We start from the raw sequence: 22,439 nt of genomic DNA on the forward strand, positions 1-22,439 counted from the left end.
AAATCTTACTATTCCCACTCAATTGTTGCAGGTGGTTTTGAACTAATATCGTAAACAACGCGATTCACGCCTTTTACTTTATTTATAATATCATTTGATACTTTCATCAAGAAATCATAAGGCAAATGAACCCAGTCAGCCGTCATGCCATCAGTTGATTCAACAGCTCTAAGTGCTACAACTTTTTCGTAAGTACGCTCATCACCCATTACACCAACACTGTTTACAGGAAGCAAAATTGCTCCAGCCTGCCAAACTTTATCATATAATCCCCAAGATTTTAATCCTTCAATAAATACAGAATCTACATCTTGTAAAATTTGTACTTTCTCTGGAGTAATATCTCCTAAAATTCTGATTGATAATCCTGGTCCTGGGAAAGGGTGTCTTCCTAATAATTCAGGATCTATTCCTAATGTAGCTCCAACTCTTCTAACTTCATCTTTGAAAAGCATTCTAAGCGGTTCTACAATTTTTAATTTCATATAATCTGGCAATCCACCAACGTTGTGGTGCGATTTAATAGTTGCAGATGGTCCTTTTACCGAAACAGATTCGATAACGTCTGGATAAATTGTTCCTTGTGCTAACCATTTTACGTCTTCTAATAAATGTGATTCATCATCAAAAACTTCGATAAATACACGACCAATTGTTTTACGTTTTGTTTCAGGATCACTGATTCCAGCTAATTCGCCAAGGAAACGATCTCCGGCATCTACACCTTTTACGTTTAATCCCATTCCTTTGTATTGATCTAATACACTTTGGAATTCGTTTTTACGTAGAAGTCCGTTGTTAACGAAGATGCAATATAAATTTTGTCCGATTGCTTTGTTTAATAAAACTGCTGCCACAGTAGAATCTACTCCACCAGATAAACCAAGAACAACTTTATCGTTTCCTAGTTTTTCTTTTAATTCAGCCACCATTTCATCAACGAAAGCATTTGGAGTAAAGTTTTGAGGAACTTCAGCAATTTTTACTAAGAAGTTTTCTAACATTTGTTTTCCATCTGTTGAATGGTAAACTTCTGGATGATATTGAATTGCATAAGTAGTTTCGCCTTCAATTTTGTAAGCAGCGTATTCTACGTCATGCGTACTTGCTAATTTTACAGCATTTGTTGGAAGTGCTTTGATACTATCGCTATGGCTCATCCAAACCTGGCTATTTTCTGAAACTCCTTCAAAGAAAGTTTCACCTTCTTTAATATAAGACAAGTTTGCTCTTCCGTATTCTCTTGTATTAGAAGCTGCTACTTCACCACCGCTGAAATGCGCTAAATATTGCGCTCCATAACAAACGGCCAATAAAGGCATTTTACCTCTAATTTGCGATAAATCTGGATGCGGTGCATCTTCTCCTCTAACAGAGAAAGGGCTTCCTCCTAAAATTACGGCTTTATAACTTGATAAATCACTTGGAATGTGATTGTAAGGGAAAATTTCGCAGAATATATTTAATTCGCGAACTCTACGCGCAATAAGTTGAGTATATTGCGATCCGAAATCTAAAATAAGTACGTTGTGTTGCATGCGCAAAAATACTTTTTATATTCGAAATTGAAAAATCGGAGCAATGAAAAAAAATATTTTTTTTTCATTTTAGGTTCTAAGATGCTAAGTTGCTAAGGTTCTGAGTTTTTTTCAACGTAATAAAAAGGTAAAAAACTTAGTTACTTAGAATCTTAGCAACTTAGCATCTTAGAAAAAATCCAAACCTCAAAATATTTCGTATTTACAGAAAAACCCAATTTAAATTTAACTATGAAATCAAAATTTATTGCCTTGACAATTTTGCTGTCAATCTTTTTAACTTCTTGTGATGCTGTTGATGATTTATTGACATTCAGTATTTCGAATGAAACTTCAATAAAAATTAAGAGTACTTCGCCTATTAATCTGCCTTCGGAAATAATCACGCCGGAAGTAACTACAAATTCATCTGCCGAATTTGAAAACAACAAAACAAAAGCTAGTCTTGTAAAAGATGTAAAATTGAGATCATTAAAATTATCGATTTCTGATCCGTCAGATAAAACATTTACGTTTTTAAAATCGGTTCATTTGTATATTTCGACTACAAACTCTGACGAAATTGAATTGGCTTATCAGGACAATATTATGTCAACCAGCAACACAATTGATTTGATTTGTACCGATAAAAAACTAGACCAATACATTAAAGCCGATAGTTACAAAATTAGAACTCAGGTAACATTGAAAGAAACTTTAACCAAAGATGTAACTGTTAAAGCTGATATGAAGTTTAAGGTTACTGCGGATCCGTTTTAATCTAAGGTTCTGAGTTGCTAAGACTCTAAGTTGCTAAGATTCTAAATCAAAACTTAGAATCTTAGCAATATATAATTATATAAATCAATTCTTATTTTGATTTTTTCCCAACTTTTTCATCTTCTTTTATAATGACAAATTTTGCCTGTACTCCTGTATTTAAATTTTGCCATAAATCAGATAAAATGAATTTACCTTCTGCATCATATATCTGGAATTCTCCAGTATTTCCACCAAGTTCCCCTTTATTAAGAGCAATCAATTCAAAGGTGTTAATTCCATCTTTAAGATAAATTTTAAACTCCTGATAATCAGATCTTAAAAGCATTCTTTCTCTTATAACATCTTGATTTAAAACGGCTTTAATTAAATCTCCATCAATAGCACCATAATCACGGCATTTGATAAGAAACCAAGACGAACTTGTTCTTATATCACCATAACTGATATCTGTCATAACTAAAGGCTGCTGATCTTCTTTTAATCCGGCATCTTTTAAAGCCTTATTCAAATCTTTCTCCATTTTGTCCACATATCGATCCCCTGGATTGGCAAACTGTTTTTCAGTTGACATTGAAAATTTGCTTTTTTCTTCCCCAACCTGAAATTTAGATTTTGTCGTTAGTTTGGTATTATCGTAAACATTTGGTGTTTTTATACTTGGAATTTCACCATTTGGTGCAGCCGGATCATCTAAACTTGGCATATCTGGAGCAGGTATTTTTTTTGGTTTTGCGCCAAACTTTGGAGCTGGAATACTCTTGAATTTAGTACTAAATTCCGTTTGGGCTGATACCGAGGCAACAGTAAAAAATAATATGACAAATAAAATGTGCTTCATTGAAAAAGTTTTATCGAATCGGCTTTTATAATTTTATAAAATATTTATAGCAAAGCAAAAATAACATAATTTGTTTCTGAACTTTCACTTTAAGGTTTTTATAACAATTATTTGGGCTAATTTTTAGAATCAAAAAACCTGCCAAGGTTTAATTCAAATTGTAAAAATTAAATATCATCTATAAGATATTCTAATTAATTTCTTTTGTAAAAATTTTGTTATAAAATCTTCTTTTGCTTTGACAGTAAGCAACTTATTCCTAAATTCAAGGTTTAAATTTTTCTTCATTAAAAAAATTAGGAAAATGGATTATATCGACTACTATAAAACATTAGAAATTACGAAAACCGCGACGGAAGCTGAAATCAAGAAAGCTTACAGAAAACTAGCTCGCAAGTATCATCCGGATTTAAACCCGAATGATAAGGAAGCGGAGAAAAAATTCAAGGAAATAAACGAAGCAAATGAGGTTTTAAGCAATCCTGAAAACCGCAAAAAATACGATAAATACGGAAAAGACTGGAAACACGCCGATGAATTTGAAAAAGCAGGTTATGATCCAAATCAGCAACAACAGCAGTATTCAAGACAACAAAGCGGACAGGATTTTTCTGGTTTTGGAGGTGATTTTTCGGGAAGTGATTTCTCCGATTTCTTCAATTCAATGTACGGATCTGGACGAAGCAGCCGAGCTCAGTCCAAATATCGTGGCCAGGATTTTAATGCCGAATTACGACTGGATTTAGCATCGGCATATACCACGCACAAACAAAGTTTGACCGTTAATGGCAAAAATATCAGAATTACTATTCCGGCCGGAGTTGAAAACGGTCAGGTTATAAAAATCCCTGGGCATGGCGGCGCCGGTGTAAATGGCGGGCCAAATGGCGATTTGTACATTACTTTTTTAATTGAAAACAATTCTGATTTTAAAAGAGACGGCAATAATTTATATTCAAATGTTGATTTGGACTTGTACACTGCCATTCTTGGTGGAGAAATTAGCATTAAAACTTTTGATGGAAAAGTAAAAATAAAAGTTCCAGCCGAAACTCAAACCGGAACAAAAGTCAAATTAAAGGGAAAAGGATTTCCTGTTTATAAGAAAGACAATCAATTTGGCGATTTGTATGTAACATACAACCTAAAAATCCCAACTAAATTATCGGAAAAAGAAAAAGAATTATTTGCAGAATTATCTAAACTTAGAAATCATGGGCAGTAAAAATTTGATCCAAATAAAACAGTTTTGTCTGTATCACGAAATTGAAAATACATTTATAAAAGAGCTAAATAGTTATGGTTTGATCAAAATTATTTTTGAAGAAAATGATGAATATTTAGAGCCTGAACAATTACCCTCAATCGAAAAAATGATGCGTATGCATTATGATTTAAATATCAATTTAGAAGGAATTGATGCCATTTATCATCTGCTGAATAAAATTGAAACTTTACAGCAACATTTAACAAATACCCAAAACAAACTTAGAATTTACGAAGAACAGGAAGTAAGAGAATAAGCAAATGGGATTTTAAAATATCACAAAAAAGAAAGATTTATAATAGGATTTCAAACCAAAATGATTCTTTTTCACCACCTTATTTTATAAATTGCAGCGCATTAATTAACCTGAATTTGTTTTTAAAAACCACCAAAAACAATTCAAAAAAAATCATAAAATGAAAAGAGAAAACATCTTAACAGGATCACCGTGGGAAGACAAAATGGGATACTGCCGTGCTGTAAGAATTGGTAATATCATCGAGGTTTCGGGAACTGTAGCGATTGTTGATGGTGATAAAGTGAAAGCCGATGACGCTTACGCGCAGACATATAACATTATTGAACGTGTTGAAAAAGTTCTTGAAGATTTGAACGTTGGAATTAAAGATGTTATCAGAACAAGAATTTTTACGACAGATGTTTCTACTTTTGAAGAAGTTGCCAGAGCACATTCGGCTTTCTTTAAAGATGTAAAACCTACAACCGGATTTTATGAAATCAGCAAATTAGTTGCTCCAGAATATTTGGTTGAAATCGAATTTACAGCTGTAGTACAATAATATTTTTCCGCCACGAATTCACGAATTTTTTATTATTAAAGTATTCAATTCTTTACATTTGTGATTCGTGGCGAAAAAAACGCTCCTCTTTAAAAAATGACTTCCCAAAACCTAAAACAATTATTGCTTTCTATTTCAAAATGGATAATTATTTGTGCATTAATTGGCATACTTTCAGGATCCGCTTCAGCATTTTTTCTAGTTTCTTTAGAATGGGTTACCCAATTTAGAATTGCACACGATTGGATTATTTGGCTTTTGCCAATAGGCGGATTATTAGTTGGTTTAAGCTATTATTACTTCGGAGAATCTGTTGTAAAAGGGAACAATTTATTGTTGGAAGAATACGAAAATCCACAGAAAACTATTCCGTTCAAAATGGCGCCTTTAGTTCTTTTGGGAACATTACTTACACATTTATTTGGAGGTTCTGCCGGACGTGAAGGTACAGCAGTTCAAATGGGAGGCGCGATTGCTGATCAATTCACCAAATTTTTCAAACTCGATAATTCCGAACGCAAAATTTTAATTATTCTCGGAATCAGCGCAGGTTTTGCATCCGTTTTCGGAACACCTTTAGCCGGTGCTATTTTTGCTTTAGAGGTTTTATATTTTAGTAAAATCAATTTCAAAAGTATTTTGCTTTCTTTTTTAGTAGCTTATGCTGCCTATTTCACAGTTGAATTTTGGGAAATCAAACATACACATTACAGTATTCCGGTTATTCCAGAACTTAATTTCAGTAATTTATTTTATACCATAATTATCGGGCTTTTATCTGGTTTTGCTGCTTTATTATTTGCTAGAAGCACGCACTTTTGGAGTTCTCTTTTTTCAAAAAATGTAAAATATCCACCACTTCGCCCTGTTATTGGCGGCGTCATTCTGGCAATTGCAATTGCAGGTTTAGGATTTACAAAATTCTCTGGACTTGGCGTTCCTGTAATTGTAGATTCATTTTCAAATCCAAACGAATGGTATGATTTTCTACTAAAAATTCTCTTTACCGGATTTACTTTAGGCGCTGGTTTTAAAGGCGGTGAAGTAACCCCGTTATTTTTTGTCGGCGCAACTTTAGGAAGCGCTTTGTCAACCATAATTCCAATGCCAATTGCACTTCTGGCCGGAGTTGGATTTGTAGCTGTTTTTTCTGGCGCAACCCACACACCTATCGCATGTACCATTATGGGAATGGAATTATTTGGTATTCAGCCTGGAATATTCATTGCAATTGGTTGTACAATCGCTTATTTTTCCTCAGGTTCTGTCGGAATTTATAAATCGCAAATCGTTAAAGGCGCTAAATACAAATTGTATCAAAGATTTAAGAAAGAAGAATTGGAACATCTTTGATTTAAATCCCAAAACTCACAACTTGTAATTCATAACTTAAAAGTGTGTTAATCTATAAAATGATTGCAACATTACATTAAAAAAATGTAAATTCGCACACTATGAAAATACAAGATATTCAGGCAATACAATTGTTGCTTTCTGCCCCAAAGAAAATTGTAATAATCCCGCACAGAGGACCAGATGGCGATGCTATGGGTTCAACTTTAGCATTATACCATTTTTTAATAAAAAATAATCATCAGGCAACGGTAATTGCACCTAATGATTTTCCTGATTTTTTAGCTTGGCTTCCGGGTTCTGAAAACGTAAAAATATTTGAAAAAGATACCGAAAACTGTACCCAAATATTAGAAGCAGCCGAGTTAATTTTCACACTTGATTTTAATGCATTTCATCGTACAGGCGAAATGGAACACACTTTAGCAAAATTGACAGTTCCGTTTATCATGATCGATCATCATCAAAAACCTGATGATTATGCAACCTACATGTATTCTGACACTGAATTTGGTTCAACCTGTGAGATGGTTTACAACTTTATTTCTTTTCTAAACAAAAAAGAAGATATTGATAAAACTATTGCAACCTGTATTTACACCGGAATTTTGACTGATTCTGGCTCGTTTCGTTTTCCAGGAACAACAGGAAACACGCATCGAATTATTGCTGAATTAATTGATTTAGGTGTTGAAAACACGCAAATTCCCGTTTTATTATTCGATAACAGCTCATACAGCCGTTTACAATTATTAGGTCGTGCTTTGCAGAATATGAAAGTTTTTGAAGAACATAAAACGTCCTATACTTCGCTTACTCAGGATGAATTAGATTCATTCGATTATGTAAAAGGCGATACTGAAGGAATCGTAAATTACGGACTGAGTATAAAAGGTATTGTTTTTACCGCTATTTTTATCGAAAATAAGGACGAGAAAATCATTAAAATATCTTTCCGTTCGCAAGGAGGATTTGATGTAAATCAATTTGCCAGAGATCATTTTAACGGCGGAGGGCACAGCAATGCAGCCGGCGGAAAATCTGAATTATCAATGGAAGAAACCTTAGCGAAATTTGAAGATTTAGTTACTAAACTTGCAATATAACCGAATATGAAATATTTAAAAATCAGTATTTACACACTTCTTTTTACTGTTTTATTTGCCAGCTGCAAGCAACATGAAGAAGCTAGAAGACCGCTTTCAAGAGCATCGGGCACTTTCATGAAAAAATCAGCTGACCGAAATAAAAAGCTAGTGGCTAATGAAGAGGATGTGATCAAAAAAATCATAAAAAGCAATCCGAAAGTAAAATATTACGCTACCAAAAAAGGCTATTGGTTTTCTTATGATGAAAAAAATCCTAACGAAACTCAAGCGCCTCGTCGAGGAGACATTGCTTATTTCAATTTAGAAGTAAAAGACATTCAGGGTAAAATTATTTATTCTGAAGCTGATCTTGGTCCGCAAACCTATTATGTAGACAAACAAGACATTATGATGGGATTGCGTGATGGAATCAAATATATGCACAAGGGCGAAACCGTTACCTTTTTATTTCCTTCACACATTGCTTACGGATATCATGGAGACAATAACAAAATTGGGCCAAATGAATCTTTAATGTGCACCGTAACGCTTCGTAATTTTGTTCCAGATCCTGCAGCTCCAAAAACAGCTGTTCCGGCTGGACAACCTGCAGATGCACAAGCTTCGGCAGGACAAACACCGAAACCTGCTACTCCAAAACCGGTTGCTTCAAAACCTGCCGCACCAACTAAAAAAGACACAGTAAACCCTTAAATAAAAACATTTTAGAAATGAAAAAGAATATCTTATTATTACTATTAGCCGTAACCTCACTTTATTCTTGTAAAGATGAACACAGCAATTTGCCTGATGGTTTATACGCCGACATTGAAACAAATAAAGGACATATCATTGTTGAATTAGACTATACAAAAGCGCCTGTTACAGTAGCAAACTTTGTGACTTTGGCAGAAGGAAAAAACGAATTTGTAACCAAAGAATACAAAAAAAATCAACCCTTTTTTGATGGTTTAAAATTTCACAGAGTTATTGAAAATTTCATGATCCAGTCTGGAGATCCTGAAGGAACTGGCTCTGGTGATACTGGATATAAATTTAAAGACGAAATTACCGATTTGAAATTTGACAAACCTGGAGTTTTGGCAATGGCAAATAACGGTCCTGGAACAAACAGCAGCCAGTTTTTTATTACGCATGTTGAAACGCCTTGGTTAGAAGGAAAACACACTATTTTTGGTCATGTAGTTGAAAAAGGACAAGAAGTTGTAAATCAAGTAAAACAAGATGACACGATTGTAAAAGTTACAATTATCAGAAATGGAGAAGCAGCAAAGAAATTTGATGCCGTAAAAGTATTCCATGACTATTTTTCAGAAATTGCAAAAGAGAAAAGTAAATATGCCGGAGTTCAAAAAGAAAAAGTGGCTTATTATGCTTCAATCAGACCAAAAGCAACAAAAACCAATTCAGGTTTAGAGTTTGTTATTACCGAAAAAGGAACTGGCAAAAAACCAGCAATTGGAACCCAGATTTATATTCATTACGCAGGTTTCCTTGAAGATGGAACTTTATTCGATTCAAGCATCCCAGATGTTAATAAAGCTTTTGGAAAATATGATACTACAAGAGCAGAACAAAACGGTTATCAACCAATTCCATTTCAAGCAGGTAAAAAAGATGGTTTGATTCCTGGATTTATTGAAGGAATTGAGCAGTTGTCATTTGGAGATAAAGCGGTTCTTTTTATTCCTTCTCATTTAGCTTATGGAGCAACTGGTGCTGGAGGAGTTATTCCGCCAAATGCTAACATTATTTTCGAGATTCAATTGTTAGAAAAACCACAATAATAAATTATTTCATAGACTTAAATTCGAAACAAAATGAAATTTAAATTTCTATTATTATTCTGTTTGGCAGTAGTAAATTTACAAGCTCAGGCAACTAAAAAACCAGCAGCAAAACCAAAAGCTGCGACTACAAAAACAACTCCGGCAAAATCGGCAGCTCCAGCAAAAACAGCAGCGGTAAAAACGGTTACGCCTGCAAATCCTAATGAAGGTATTTTTGCAACAATCTCAACTTCAAAAGGTGATATTGTTGTTGTATTAGAATATGTAAAAGCTCCAGTTACTGTTGCAAATTTTATTTCTTTGGCAGAAGGAAATAATCCAAATGTTAAAGTAGAAAAACTAAAAGGTAAACCATTTTATGATGGTTTGAAATTTCACAGAGTTATTAATGATTTCATGATTCAGGGTGGAGATCCAGACGGAAATGGTTCTGGAGGTCCGGGCTATTCCTTTAAAGATGAATTTACTGAAGAATTGAAATTTGACAAAGGTGGTATTTTGGCAATGGCAAATTCTGGTCCGGCAACTAATGGAAGCCAATTTTTCATTACACATAAAGATACTCCTTGGTTAAACGGAAAACACACTATTTTTGGTCATGTCGTTTCAGGAATGGACAATGTAAATAAAATTGTTCAGAATGATATCATGACAAAAATTACAATTACACGCAAAGGCGACGCTGCTAAAAAGTTTGATGCTGTGAAAGTTTTGGCTGATGATGTTAAAAAAGAAGAGGCAAAAAAACTTGAAGCACAAAAAGTAGTTGTACAAAAAGCAGCTTATTTTACAGCAACTAAAGCAAAAGCAACTACAACTGCATCTGGCTTAAAATATGTGATTACACAAAAAGGAACTGGCGTAAAAGGCGCTGAAGGATCAACAATTTATTTCCACTATGCGGGTTATTTTGAAGACGGAAATCTTTTTGATAGCAGTATGGCAACAGTTGCAAAAGCATATGGAAAATATGATGCAAACAGAGATGCAGCAGGCGGATACAAAGCTTTTCCTTTTGCAGTGGGCAAAAAAGACGGTATGATTCCGGGATTCATTGAAGCTTTAGATATGATGACAGACGGAGAAAAAGCAATTTTCTTCCTTCCTTCAAATTTAGCTTATGGAGAAAAAGGTGCTGGCGGTGTGATTCCTCCAAATGCAACTTTAATTTTCGAAATTGAAACTTATAAAAATCAGCCAGTCAAATAATTGAACTGAAAGATTTATTAAAAATAAAAACCATCAAAGCTTATATTTTGATGGTTTTTTCGTTTTTACAGGTTTTTAATTTTTAAAAAATATATAATTTACAGTCATAAAACAATCCCTGAATAATATTAATCCTAATGTTTACTTCATTTTTCTATTAAATCACAAACAAAATAGCTTACCTTTGCCGGCCTTAATTTTAAAACAGGAATATCAAATGTCACAAAACAATGTATTAAAAGGAGTTTTTTTAGTTGCTTTAGGAGCTACAACTTACGGAATGCTAGCTACTTTTGTAAAAATGGCTTATTCTGAAGGATATACAACAGCCGAAGTAACAACTTCTCAATTTGTTTTGGGAATAATTGGAATTTTGATAATCAATGCATTTCAGAAAATAAAAAATAAAGGAACTGCTGTAAAAGCTTCTTCAAAAAACATTTTCAGCCTGATGCTTGCCGGAACTTCACTAGGAATGACAAGTTTGTTTTATTATCTGGCTGTAAAATATATTCCGGTTTCAATTGGGATTGTTTTATTGATGCAGACGGTTTGGATGGGCGTTTTATTAGAAATGATTTTAGAAAAAAAACTACCTTCAAAACAAAAAGTAATCGCCGTTTTTATTGTTCTTATTGGAACAGCTTTGGCTACAAATCTTATTCATGCTGATTTTCAATTGGATTGGAGAGGAATCGTTTGGGGGATTTTAGCAGCTGCTTCTTTCACTACAACTATGTTTACCGCAAATCGTGTTGCAACCGAAATTTCGTCTGCACAACGCAGTTTGTATATGCTTTTGGGAGGAGCTGTAATTGTTTTTTCTTTCGCTTTCGCAACTCAGACAGGAGCTTTTAATCTGGCTATTTTTATGAAATGGGGAATTGTTCTATCTTTGTTTGGAACCATCATCCCTCCTATGTTAATGAATGCTGGTTTCCCTTTGACCGGAATTGGATTAGGAAGTATTGTTTCTGCTCTTGAACTTCCTGTTTCTGTTACAATGGCTTTTGTTCTTTTGAATGAAAAAGTTATCCTTTTACAATGGATCGGAATTGTTTTAATCATTCTCGCCATAATTATTATGAATGTAAATTTCAAGGCTAAAAAATAGACGTTTTTGATGCTCTTTAAAAAAAAGGGCCTTGTAATGCAATAATTGTTAATTTTTTTATAAATTCGTGATATACAACACTATATCATGAAACAACCTTGGCATTTATATTTAATGGCTTTTTTATATATAATTGCCGGAATTAATCATTTCAGAAAGCCGGGAATGTACATTAAGATCATTCCGCCCGCATTTAAAAACCCCAAATTACTAAATAATTTAAGTGGAGCTGCCGAAATCATATTAGGCTTCCTCCTATTGCTTCCTTTTACAAAAAATTTTGCCGCATGGGGAATTATTGCATTGTTAATTGCAGTATTTCCTGCGAATTTATACATGTACCAAAATAAAAAAGCAAGTTTTAATTTACCCAAATGGATTTTATTTGTACGTTTGCCCTTACAAATTGTTTTGATTTTTTGGGCATTCCAATATACCCTTTAATAATCGAATCTATTAATTTAAAATTACTTAATTATGAAAAAATTATTTGCAGAGTTTTTTGGAACTTTTTGGTTAGTTTTTGGAGGTTGCGGAAGCGCGATTTTTGCAGCCGGAATTCCTGATTTAGGAATTGGATTTGCAGGAGTTGCTTTAGCTTTCGGTTTAACGGTTCTAACAATGGCATATGCTGTTGGTCACATTTCCGGTGGACATTTTAATCCAGCAGTTTCATTTGGATTGTGGGCTGGCGGAAGATTTTCAGCAAAAGATCTTATTCCTTACATTATTGCACAGTGTATTGGAGCAATTGCTGCGGCAGGAACTTTATACACAATCGCTTCTGGAAAAGCCGGTTTTGTAATTGACAATACAAAAGCTGGTGCATTTGCATCAAATGGTTTTGGCGCTTTTTCTCCTGACGGGTATTCACTTCAGGCAGCTTTTATTGCCGAATTTGTATTGACTTTATTTTTCCTTTTAGTGATTTTGGGAGCTACAGACAAATTCGCAAACGGAAGATTTGCAGGAATCGCAATTGGTTTGGCTTTAACTTTAATTCATTTAATCAGTATTCCAATCACCAATACTTCAGTTAACCCTGCAAGATCTTTATCTCAGGCAATTTTTGTTGGAGGTGAACCTTTATCTCAAGTTTGGCTATTTTGGGTGGCGCCAATATTAGGTGCAATTGTAGCTGGGTTTATCTATAAAACTTTGCTGCAAAATCATGATGAAGCTTAATCCCCAAAATAAATCAAACATAAACTAAAAACATTCAATTATGGAATTTTTATATTTCTTACTTATAGGAGCAATTTCCGGATGGCTAGCTGGTCAAATCTGGAAAGGTGCAGGATTTGGTTTAATTGGTAATATTATCGTCGGAATCATTGGCGGTTTTATTGGCGGATGGATTGCCGGAAAATTTGGCATTGGTGGAGGCGGACTTCTTTGGCAAATTTTAATTGCTGTTGGTGGTGCGTGGGTTTTACTCTTCATTATCAGCCTGATTAAAAAAGCTTAAGCCAAAGACATCAAAATAAATTAGTTACCTAATAAAATCATATCAAGAGAAAAAAGAAGTTTTAACAACCTTTTTTCTCTTTTTTTTTATTTTAAATAATTTAATAAATTAGAAGTTAAAATACATATTTATCATAATTCATGTTGTTATTTCGTCAATTTTACTACATTTGAACAAATACATTATTGAATTATGAATAACATTATTATCTATTTCAGTACAATTCCTTCTTCACACAGAAGCTTAATTTTGGTTGGAGGAATAACTCTTTTTTGGCTAATCGAAAATACTTTTCCTCTTTTTCAGATGCAGTACAAAAAATGGCATCATGCAGGAATCAATATCTTTTTTACGCTTACGACAATTATTGTCAATTTCGTTTTAGCTTTTATCTTAATCAAAACCGCAGCTTGGACTACTGAAAATCATTTTGGAATCCTGGAATGGCTTCCTGAAATCCCAATTTGGCTTTATACTATAATAGGTTTGCTTTTACTGGATCTGATTGGCGCTTATCTGGCACATTTCGTACAGCATAAAATAAAATTTTTATGGCGTTTTCATCTTATTCATCACACAGATACCTGGATTGATACAACTACGGCCAACAGGCATCATCCTGGCGAAAGCGTCATTCGTTTTATCTTTACAACTTTAGGTGTATTAATTGTTGGAAGTCCAATGTGGATGGTCTTTCTATACCAATCACTATCCGTTATTGGTTCGCAATTCAATCATGCCAATATTTCGTTACCAAAAAAGCTGGATGTTTTTTTAAGTTACCTAATTGTTTCTCCAAATATGCATAAGGTTCATCATCATTATATGCTTCCTTACACAGACAGTAATTATGGAAATATATTTTCGGTTTGGGATCGTCTTTTCGGAACATTTACAACTTTGCCAAAAGAAGAATTAATTTACGGAGTTGATACTCATATGAAGCCCGAAGAACACAACAAATTAGCAAATTTGTTGCAAATTCCGTTTCAAAAATCAAGATCAGCAAAAAACAGTTAAAATCAATAAAAAAAAATAGTTCAGCGTACCAACTAATTATTTTTTTTATTAATATTGATATATAAAATGAAAATCAATCTATTAATCATTAACCTCTATTTTGAATTAATTTTCACGAGATGAAAAAGAGTAGCCGCAAAGAATTGAATTGGGAACAAACAGAAAGACTTGTTTCGTTAGCTTTAGAAGAAAAAAATCCATTTGAAATCATAAAAAAAGAATTTGGATTAGCAGAAAAGGAAGTTCTTGAAATCATGAAAAAGAAGATGCCTGTAGAAAAATTTGAAATGTGGAAAAAAAAGGCAATTGCAAATAAGCCAAAACCAAAGCCAGTCAAAATTGACGACTTCGATGAGGATTTGGATGGAAAATATTACATAAAGAACAAACTAGATTAAGATAAAACTCCTGAATTTCAGGAGTTTTTTTTTATATTTATATAAAAGTGTAACAATTTGATAATTTAGAAGTCAAATACACATAACTAAACGCGAACAAATGAGAAAAATAATTTACACTTTAGCTCTTGCTGTAACATTTTGGAGCTGTAAAACGGGAAGCACATCGGGAGATGCAAAAAGCAAAACTGTAGATGTTAACATCAATCTTGTAGATGTTAAAGATGATAAAGTCCTGGTGACTGTTACACCTCCGGCAATTAAAACGGATGAAGTAATTTACAGTATTCCAAAAACAGTTCCTGGAACTTATTCTACAGATAATTATGGTAAATATTCTGATGGATTTAAAGCTTTTGATGCTAAAGGAAATGAGTTAACTGTAAAGAGAATTGATGATAATTCATGGTCAATTTCTAATGCAAAAACACTTAAAAAAATCACTTATTTAGTTGGAGATACTTTCGACACTGAAAAAGGAACCGGTTTTGGAAATGATGATGTATTTTCTCCAGCTGGAACTAACATCAACGCCGGTGTAAATTTTATGGTGAATACACACGGTTTTGTTGGTTATTTTCAGGACAAATTAGATGTACCTTATAAAGTTACGATTACGCATCCTGAAACGCTTTGGGGCGCAACTTCAATGACTGATGAAGATGCAAGTAAGACAAGCGACGTTTTTACAACGCCTCGTTATGCTGTTTTGGTTGAAAATCCGATTATGTATTCTAAACCTGATTACACGACATTCAACGTTAACGGAATGGATATTTTGATTGCTGTTTATTCTCCAACAGGGAAATTTACTGCAGAAAGCATTACGCCGGAAATGAAAACGATGATGACGGCGCAGAAAAACTTTTTAGGAAAAATCAATTCTACTAAAAAATATACTGTTTTATTGTATTTATCAAGCTTGGCAAAAGATGATGCACACGGTTTTGGAGCATTAGAGCATCCAACAGCGACAACGGTTGTTTTACCGGAATCAATGCCGAAAGAAAAATTGGTTGAATCAATGAAAGATGTAGTTTCTCATGAGTTTTTCCATATTGTAACGCCATTGACAATTCACTCAAAAGAAATTCAGTATTTTGATTACAATGCACCAAAAATGTCAGAGCATTTATGGATGTATGAAGGTGTTACAGAATATTTTGCAAATCTTTTCCAAATCAATCAAGGTTTAATTGATGAAGCTGAATTTTACACTAGAATCGCTGATAAAATCGAACAGGCAAAAGGCTTAAATGATACGATGTCGTTTACTGTAATGAGTAAAAATGTTTTGGAGCAGCCATATAAAGACCAATATTTGAATGTTTACCAAAAAGGTGCTTTGATTGGTATGTGTATCGATATTATTATTAGAGAAAAAAGCAATGGCGAGAGAGGAATTCTTGATTTAATGCATAAATTATCAAACGAATATGGTATTGAAAAACCATTTAATGATGATGAACTTTTTGCTAAAATCACACAATTGACTTATCCTGAAGTTGGTGAATTCTTAAATAAATATGTAGCTGGAACAACTCCAATTCCTTATGATGTTTATTTAGCAAAAGTTGGAGTAACAAAAGCAACTGAGAAAAAAGCGAGTCCAGTATTCTTAAAAGGACAAACGCCTTATATTTCTGTTGACAAACAAACTAAAGAAATTGCTGTTCGTTCTGATATTGAACCAAATGCGTTTTTCAAAAACCTAAATTTAAAAGGTGGCGATATTTTGGTTTCTATTAATGACAAACCTTATTCTCTTGCGAATATTTATGATTTAATTGGAGAAAGTGAAAACTGGAAAGAAAACGATCCAATTACTGTAAAAATTAAACGTGCAGGAAAAGAAGAAACTATCAAGGGAACTGTAAAGTTACCTTATGAAGAATCTGAAACTTTTAAAGCTACTGATGCTTCAAAAGAAAAACTTAAAAATGCGTGGTTAAAAGGATAATTTCTTTTTAAGACAAATAAAAAAAACCGACAAGTGATTGTCGGTTTTTTTATATTTATTTTATTTCTTCACCGGAAACTTCCAGTCAAATTCATCTTTATTATTAATGATTGCGCCAATTTCAAATTTTACTACTTCATCAAATTCGGTTTGAAGAATAAACCAATTGTCTTCGTTAAAGTAATTTTCGAAAGTATCAAAAGTTTCCTGATTGTATTTTGTAATTCCTTTTGCAGCAAAATCTTTCTTTACATCGGCAATATTTCTTCCGATTATTTTGAATCCGAAAACTTCTAAATCATTGCTTGATACAACTGCATAACCAAATTTCAAATCTTCTTCTTCATAAAATGTTAATCTGATTTTATGTGCATTGTATACAAAAATCACATTGTCATCTTCGTCTTTATAGTTTTTATCAGGTTTTCCTAAAACAGCCGTTACATCGTTCTGTTTCATTCCGAAAAGCAATTTGTCAATTCCTGATTTTAGATTTATTTTCATATTAATTGTCTTTATTTGAAGTGCAAATTTCGTGAAGTTTTTTTGTTATTCGCCACGAATTCACGAATTAATATTCTTAAAACCTAACAGGTTTTAAAAACTTGTTACAACTAGTACCCTTTTTTGTTAGGTTTACTGCTCATATAAAAAGTAATCTTTCCACCATTCATAACATCAGTATGCTTTAAAAATGGCCTGTCTAATGGTTTTCCATTCAAAAGTACTTTACTAACAAATACATTTTTATCAGATTGATTTACAGTTTCTACTTCAAATTTCTTTCCGTTTTCTAAATTAAAAACTGCATTTTTCACGAGCGGACTTCCTAATGCATATTCATCAGAACCTGGAGCAACAGGATAAAAGCCTAAACTGCTAAAAATATACCAAGCACTCATTTGTCCAAAATCGTCATTTCCTCCAAGACCATCTGCTCCGTTGCGATACATTTTTTTCAAAATCATTCGGATTTTATCTTGTGATTTCCACGGAGAATCTGTCCAATTATACAAATAAACTACATGATGTGAAGGCTCATTTCCGTGCACATAATTCCCGATAATACCGTCTCTGGTAATATCTTCTGTATTTTCGAAATATTTATCTGGAAGATGCATGTTGAACAAAGAATCTAAACGAACTTTAAATTTCTCATTTCCGCCCATTAATTTAATCATATCAGCAGGATCTTGCGGAACGTATAGACTGTAATTCCATGAATTTCCTTCAATAAAACCTTGTCCATGTGTGTCTAGCGGATCAAATTCTTTTTTGAAAGTTCCATCGATTAATTTTGGACGCATAAAACCTGTTTTTTCATCGTAAACATTTTTATAATTTTTCGATCTGTTGATGAATTCATTATAAATTTCTGTTTTTCCAAGTTTTTTAGCTGCTTGTGCAATTGCCCAGTCATCATATGCGTATTCTAAAGTTTTAGAAACTGATGCTCCATTTTTATCTTCAGGAACATAACCCATTTTCATATAATATTCTAATCCATCGTAATAAGGAACTTTTGCTGTATTGACACATGCCTGAAGCGCTTTTTCTGCATCAAAATTAATGTTTCCTTTTACAATTGCATCGGCCACTACAGAAACCGAATGATAACCAATCATGCACCAATTTTCATTCGCATAATGTGACCAGATTGGGAGCATTTTATGTACACTTTGATCTGAATGCGCCAACATTGAACTTACCATATCAGCGTTGCGTGTTGGCTGAACAATATTAAAGAAAGGATGCAAAGCGCGATAAGTATCCCATAATGAATAACTGGTATAATTTTTAAATTTTTCGGCTTTATGAACATTCATATCAAGTCCTTTATAATTTCCGTCAAGATCCATATATTCTGTCGGACCTAAAAAGGCGTGATACATTGCAGTATAAAAGTTTACATAATCTTCCTTTTGAATGGCTTCAATTTGAATTTTATTCAGTTCGCTATTCCAAACTTCCTGGCTCTGTTTTTTTACTTTTTCGAAATCCCAGCCCGGAACTTCTTTTTTCATGTTTTCTAATGCTCCAGCAGAACTTACTGGAGATAATGCCATTTTAATTTTGATTTTTTCGCCTTCTTCGGTATTAAAATCAAAGAACAATTTTAGATTTTGTCCTGCCATTTCTGGGAAGTTTTTCGTCTGGTCGAATCTTCCCCAGAAACCTCTGTAAACGCTTTTTTCTTGTGCAGCTTGTCCGTAGCTTTTAATTGGTTTGCTGAAAGACATTGCAAAATAAACCGTTCTTGTTCTTGCCCAGCCATTAGTTTGGCGGTATCCGGTAATTAAAGTATCGTTTTCTACACGAACAAATGTCCAAACGTTTTTCTTGTCGTAATTATAGATTCCAGAAGTTAAATCCAAAATAATATGTGCTTCATCTGATTTTGGAAATGTATATTGATGCATTCCAACTCTAGTTGTTGCTGTTAATTCGGCTTTAATTTTATGATCTTCTAAAAAAACGCTGTAATAAGCTGGTTCCGCTTTTTCTGTTGAATGTGAAAATGCTGATCGATAACCCGACAAAGGTTTTGACGCAACTCCAGAGTTCAATTGCAGTTTTCCTGTTGTTGGCATAATCAAAAAATCACCTAAATCGGAATGACCAGTTCCACTAAAATGTGTATGACTGAATCCTACAATTGTCTTGTCTTCATATTGATATCCTGCACAATATTTATAAACTTCACCGTTATATTTTCCGTTCAAACCATATGCAATTGTATCAGTTTCAGGACTAAGTTGCACGCTACCAAAAGGCACCGTAGCACCTGGATAAGTATGTCCCATTCTTGCTGTTCCAATCATTGGATCAACGTACTGAATTAAATTTCGCTTTTCAGATTCTTTTTTTTGTGCATTTGAAATGGTTCCAAGCATCAAAAATGAAAGTCCAAAAAGAAGGCTTTTACAGTTTAATCTATTCATTAGTTATTTTTTAAAATCATTATATTTTTTATTCAAAACAAATCAGGTATTTACTAAAACGATTTACCTATATTTTTAGTTTAGAAAAATACAACAAAATATGCTTTTAAAAAATATAAATTTTGTGGGGATATTAATGAATCTATTTTTGCGCTTTTCATTTAGACTGGACTGAAGTCCAGCCCTACAATATGGTTCGAGCCTAACGGCTTTTTACAATGATTCTGTTTATTTTTTTGGTTCTATGAAAAAATGCGATCGATTTAAATTTAGAAAAAACCATTTTACAGTAATAGATTCTAATTTGTTGAAAAAAACATATACAATCGAAAAGAGTTCCGAAGGAACGTTTTATATTGTAGAGCTGGATTTCAATCCAGTTTAAAAATAGATCGAGCCGTTGGCTCTTTTTGCTTTGCTTTTTTTATAGTTTATTTTTTAGGTTTTCTTTTACCTCATCAAACCATTCGTTTTTAAGAATGCTTAAAACTATAGAATCACGTCGGAGATTGCTGTCTCTTGTTGGCATATTGCTTCTTAAAACGCCTTCAACTTTACAGCCAATACTTTTCATCGCGGCAATACTTCTTTCATTATTATTATCTGCGCGGAATTCAACTCTTTCTAATCCTAAAGCTTCGAAAGCAAACTGAAGCAGTAAAAATTTGCAGTGTTTGTTTAAACCAGTTCCTCTAAACTCCGATCCGTACCAAGTATATCCTAACTGCAAAGTTTTGAATTCAAGATTTATATCGTAGAAACGTGTTGAACCTGCGTATTTCTGAGATTTTTTATCAAAAACGATAAAAGGAAATTCCTTTTCGTTTTCTCTGGCTTTAATTGCCAATTGAATATAATTGATCAAATTTTCTTTTCCTTCTGCTCCAACCAATGAATATTTCCAGGTTTCCGGTTCATTGATTGAAATATCTAATAAGTTTTCTACATCTGATTCTTGAAGCGGGCGCAACAAAACAAAGTCGTCTTCTAAAATAATAGTATCTGTGAAATTGAAATTTGATATTTTAGTCATAATTCATTTTTGGTTATTAAATTATTTTTTGATTTTAAAAAGCGTTTTAAATAAAAAAAGCCCCTAAGGGACTTTATTTTCTGTTCTTATTTTTTGAAGTCCATAATTTCTTAAAAAAAATTATTCACTCATTTCGTCGTAACGCTCGGGAACTTGCGGATCGTACAGGGGACATTTGAATTCTTCCATCACAGAAACCAATTGGTTCATGGTTTTTCCTTCAGTTCCATAACAATCAATTTTTATGCTTTGAGGAGTTGTAATGACTTGAAAAGCACCTTTTCCTTTTGGGTTTTTCCAACTATTTTCATCCACTCTTTCCCATTCTGAGAAAACGGAATTGATTCTATTTACGATTACATCTACTTGAAGCGCAGCCAGACCTTCTACTTCTTGTTTCTCTACAAGAGCTTCATAAACCTCCTGATTGTTCAGGTAAATTTCATCCAGATATCTCCAAAAAAGTAGTTCGTACATAATATTGCCGTTTTATAATTTGTAGAGACGCACAACTGTGCGTCTAAAATGACGAAAGACGCACTGCTGTGCGTCTCTACGTAAAAAATTAATAATTGAATGTTCCGTATTCGCTGGTAATGGTAAGCTTTTTAGCATCTGAAGCTTCTACTCTTCCTACGATTTGTGCATCAACATTGAATGATTTTGAAATCTCAATAATATCTTGTGCAATGTTTTCCGGAACATAGATTTCCATACGGTGACCGCAATTGAAAACCTGATACATTTCTTTCCAGTCTGTTTTTGATTGTTCCTGAATTAACTTGAACAATGGCGGAACCGGAAATAAATTATCTTTTATAATGTGTAAATTTTGAACGAAATGAAGAATTTTAGTCTGCGCTCCTCCACTGCAATGAACCATTCCGTGGATGTCTGCAGGAGTATATTTATCTAAAATTTTCTTGATGATTGGAGCATAAGTTCTCGTTGGCGAAAGCACTAACTGACCTGCATTGATTGGGCTGTTTTCAACTTCATCAGTTAAATTAACCTGTCCAGAATAAATCAATTCTTCTGGAACTGCTGCATCGTAACTTTCTGGGTATTTTTTAGCCAAATATTTTCCGAAAACATCGTGACGTGCAGAAGTAAGTCCGTTGCTTCCCATTCCGCCATTATAGCCTTTTTCGTAAGTTGCCTGACCGAAAGAAGCCAAACCAACAATTACATCACCTGCTTTTATATTTGCGTTATCTACAACATCGCTGCGTTTCATACGAGCTGTAACAGTCGAGTCAACAATAATTGTACGAACAACGTCACCAACATCGGCAGTTTCTCCTCCTGTTGAATGAATAGTTACTCCAAAAGTTTTTAATTCGTTGATTAATTCTTCTGTTCCGTTAATGATTGCCGAGATAACCTCAGCCGGAATTAAATTTTTATTTCTTCCAATAGTTGAAGAAAGCAGAATATTATCTGTTGCGCCAACACATAATAAATCGTCAATATTCATGATCAGAGCATCTTGTGCAATGCCTTTCCAAACAGAAAGATCTCCGGTTTCTTTCCAGTACATATACGCCAAAGACGATTTTGTACCAGCTCCGTCAGCATGCATAATTAAGCAATGTTCTGCATCTTGGGTAAGATAATCAGGAACAATTTTACAAAATGCCTGCGGAAATAAACCTTTATCAATATTTTTTATGGCGTTGTGTACGTCTTCTTTTGATGCCGAAACACCTCTTTGTGCGTACCTTTTGCTAGAATCTGAACTCATGAAACTTAGTTTGTGTTGATGTGGTGCAAAGATAACTAGTTTTTTTAATTCTTGGGTTTATACCAATTTAAAATTAGTTTTTATTGTCACTTAA

General features: G+C 33.5%; 23 protein-coding genes. 16 read left to right on the plus strand and 7 right to left on the minus strand.

Annotated features, from left to right (window positions below; genetic code table 11):
- Positions 1–8: 8 nt before the first annotated feature.
- Complete coding sequence (gene guaA, locus GQ47_RS12300; protein ID WP_035648896.1) at positions 9–1,538, minus strand: glutamine-hydrolyzing GMP synthase; 1,530 nt, start codon at positions 1,536–1,538, stop codon at positions 9–11.
- Between the two features lie 231 nt (positions 1,539–1,769).
- Here guaA and GQ47_RS12305 point away from each other — a divergent pair, with 231 nt between their 5' ends.
- Complete coding sequence (locus GQ47_RS12305; RefSeq protein ID WP_035648898.1) at positions 1,770–2,297, plus strand: hypothetical protein; 528 nt, start codon at positions 1,770–1,772, stop codon at positions 2,295–2,297.
- A 91-nt stretch (positions 2,298–2,388) separates the two neighbouring features.
- Here GQ47_RS12305 and GQ47_RS12310 read toward each other — a convergent pair whose 3' ends face one another.
- Positions 2,389–3,138 carry a hypothetical protein gene (locus tag GQ47_RS12310; protein WP_035648899.1) on the minus strand — a complete coding sequence of 250 codons (750 nt, stop codon included), beginning with the start codon at positions 3,136–3,138 and terminating at the stop codon, positions 2,389–2,391.
- 304 nt (positions 3,139–3,442) lie between these two features.
- Between GQ47_RS12310 and GQ47_RS12315 the strand changes: the two genes are divergently transcribed.
- From GQ47_RS12315 to GQ47_RS12385, 15 genes are all read left to right on the plus strand, one after another.
- Positions 3,443–4,363 carry a DnaJ C-terminal domain-containing protein gene (locus GQ47_RS12315; protein ID WP_035648900.1) on the plus strand — a complete coding sequence of 307 codons (921 nt, stop codon included), beginning with the start codon at positions 3,443–3,445 and terminating at the stop codon, positions 4,361–4,363.
- Positions 4,353–4,661 (plus strand): chaperone modulator CbpM, encoded by a 309-nt coding sequence (locus GQ47_RS12320; RefSeq protein WP_051951509.1) that lies wholly within the window; start codon positions 4,353–4,355, stop codon positions 4,659–4,661. The genes GQ47_RS12315 and GQ47_RS12320 overlap by 11 nt, the downstream gene beginning before the upstream one ends.
- A gap of 160 nt (positions 4,662–4,821) precedes the next feature.
- Positions 4,822–5,205 (plus strand): RidA family protein, encoded by a 384-nt coding sequence (locus GQ47_RS12325; protein WP_035648901.1) that lies wholly within the window; start codon positions 4,822–4,824, stop codon positions 5,203–5,205.
- Between the two features lie 96 nt (positions 5,206–5,301).
- Positions 5,302–6,558 (plus strand): voltage-gated chloride channel family protein, encoded by a 1,257-nt coding sequence (locus tag GQ47_RS12330; protein ID WP_035648903.1) that lies wholly within the window; start codon positions 5,302–5,304, stop codon positions 6,556–6,558.
- 101 nt (positions 6,559–6,659) lie between these two features.
- A complete protein-coding gene (locus GQ47_RS12335; protein ID WP_035648905.1) occupies positions 6,660–7,664 on the plus strand; it encodes a DHH family phosphoesterase in 1,005 nt (334 codons plus the stop codon).
- Positions 7,665–7,670: 6 nt separating this feature from the next.
- Positions 7,671–8,360, plus strand: a complete 690-nt coding sequence (gldI, locus tag GQ47_RS12340) for a gliding motility-associated peptidyl-prolyl isomerase GldI (protein ID WP_035648908.1) — start codon at positions 7,671–7,673, stop codon at positions 8,358–8,360.
- A 17-nt stretch (positions 8,361–8,377) separates the two neighbouring features.
- The gene (locus tag GQ47_RS12345; protein WP_035648910.1) at positions 8,378–9,454 is read left to right on the plus strand and encodes a peptidylprolyl isomerase; all 1,077 of its coding nucleotides are present in this window, start codon (positions 8,378–8,380) and stop codon (positions 9,452–9,454) included.
- A 33-nt stretch (positions 9,455–9,487) separates the two neighbouring features.
- The gene (locus GQ47_RS12350; RefSeq protein WP_035648912.1) at positions 9,488–10,666 is read left to right on the plus strand and encodes a peptidylprolyl isomerase; all 1,179 of its coding nucleotides are present in this window, start codon (positions 9,488–9,490) and stop codon (positions 10,664–10,666) included.
- A 217-nt stretch (positions 10,667–10,883) separates the two neighbouring features.
- Positions 10,884–11,780 carry an EamA family transporter gene (locus GQ47_RS12355; protein ID WP_035648914.1) on the plus strand — a complete coding sequence of 299 codons (897 nt, stop codon included), beginning with the start codon at positions 10,884–10,886 and terminating at the stop codon, positions 11,778–11,780.
- Positions 11,781–11,867: 87 nt separating this feature from the next.
- Positions 11,868–12,224 carry a DoxX family protein gene (locus GQ47_RS12360; protein WP_035648916.1) on the plus strand — a complete coding sequence of 119 codons (357 nt, stop codon included), beginning with the start codon at positions 11,868–11,870 and terminating at the stop codon, positions 12,222–12,224.
- A gap of 33 nt (positions 12,225–12,257) precedes the next feature.
- On the plus strand, positions 12,258–12,965 hold the full coding sequence (aqpZ, locus tag GQ47_RS12365) for an aquaporin Z (protein WP_035648918.1): 708 nt from the start codon (positions 12,258–12,260) through the stop codon (positions 12,963–12,965).
- Between the two features lie 40 nt (positions 12,966–13,005).
- Positions 13,006–13,248 carry a GlsB/YeaQ/YmgE family stress response membrane protein gene (locus GQ47_RS12370; RefSeq protein ID WP_035648920.1) on the plus strand — a complete coding sequence of 81 codons (243 nt, stop codon included), beginning with the start codon at positions 13,006–13,008 and terminating at the stop codon, positions 13,246–13,248.
- A gap of 192 nt (positions 13,249–13,440) precedes the next feature.
- Positions 13,441–14,268 carry a sterol desaturase family protein gene (locus GQ47_RS12375; RefSeq protein WP_035648922.1) on the plus strand — a complete coding sequence of 276 codons (828 nt, stop codon included), beginning with the start codon at positions 13,441–13,443 and terminating at the stop codon, positions 14,266–14,268.
- 119 nt (positions 14,269–14,387) lie between these two features.
- A complete protein-coding gene (locus tag GQ47_RS12380; RefSeq protein ID WP_035648923.1) occupies positions 14,388–14,666 on the plus strand; it encodes a DUF2805 domain-containing protein in 279 nt (92 codons plus the stop codon).
- 100 nt (positions 14,667–14,766) lie between these two features.
- On the plus strand, positions 14,767–16,626 hold the full coding sequence (locus tag GQ47_RS12385; protein WP_035648925.1) for a M61 family metallopeptidase: 1,860 nt from the start codon (positions 14,767–14,769) through the stop codon (positions 16,624–16,626).
- Between the two features lie 60 nt (positions 16,627–16,686).
- On the opposite strand, the gene GQ47_RS12390 is transcribed toward GQ47_RS12385, so the two are convergent.
- The 5 genes from GQ47_RS12390 to GQ47_RS12410 all read right to left on the minus strand — a co-directional run bounded on the left by GQ47_RS12390 (position 16,687) and on the right by GQ47_RS12410 (position 22,345).
- Positions 16,687–17,130, minus strand: coding sequence for a hypothetical protein (locus GQ47_RS12390; RefSeq protein ID WP_035648926.1), 444 nt, complete (start codon positions 17,128–17,130; stop codon positions 16,687–16,689).
- Positions 17,131–17,240: 110 nt separating this feature from the next.
- Positions 17,241–19,568, minus strand: a complete 2,328-nt coding sequence (locus GQ47_RS12395; RefSeq protein ID WP_035648928.1) for a GH92 family glycosyl hydrolase — start codon at positions 19,566–19,568, stop codon at positions 17,241–17,243.
- Positions 19,569–19,992: 424 nt separating this feature from the next.
- Complete coding sequence (locus GQ47_RS12400; protein ID WP_035648930.1) at positions 19,993–20,601, minus strand: GNAT family N-acetyltransferase; 609 nt, start codon at positions 20,599–20,601, stop codon at positions 19,993–19,995.
- A gap of 120 nt (positions 20,602–20,721) precedes the next feature.
- Positions 20,722–21,078 (minus strand): hypothetical protein, encoded by a 357-nt coding sequence (locus tag GQ47_RS12405; protein WP_035648932.1) that lies wholly within the window; start codon positions 21,076–21,078, stop codon positions 20,722–20,724.
- An 88-nt stretch (positions 21,079–21,166) separates the two neighbouring features.
- Entirely contained in the window at positions 21,167–22,345 is a 1,179-nt protein-coding gene (locus tag GQ47_RS12410; protein WP_035648934.1) for an AIR synthase related protein, read from the minus strand.
- Between the last annotated feature and the right edge of the window lie 94 nt (positions 22,346–22,439).

This window comes from Flavobacterium sp. ASV13 (genome assembly GCF_000745775.1).
Taxonomy (GTDB): domain Bacteria; phylum Bacteroidota; class Bacteroidia; order Flavobacteriales; family Flavobacteriaceae; genus Flavobacterium.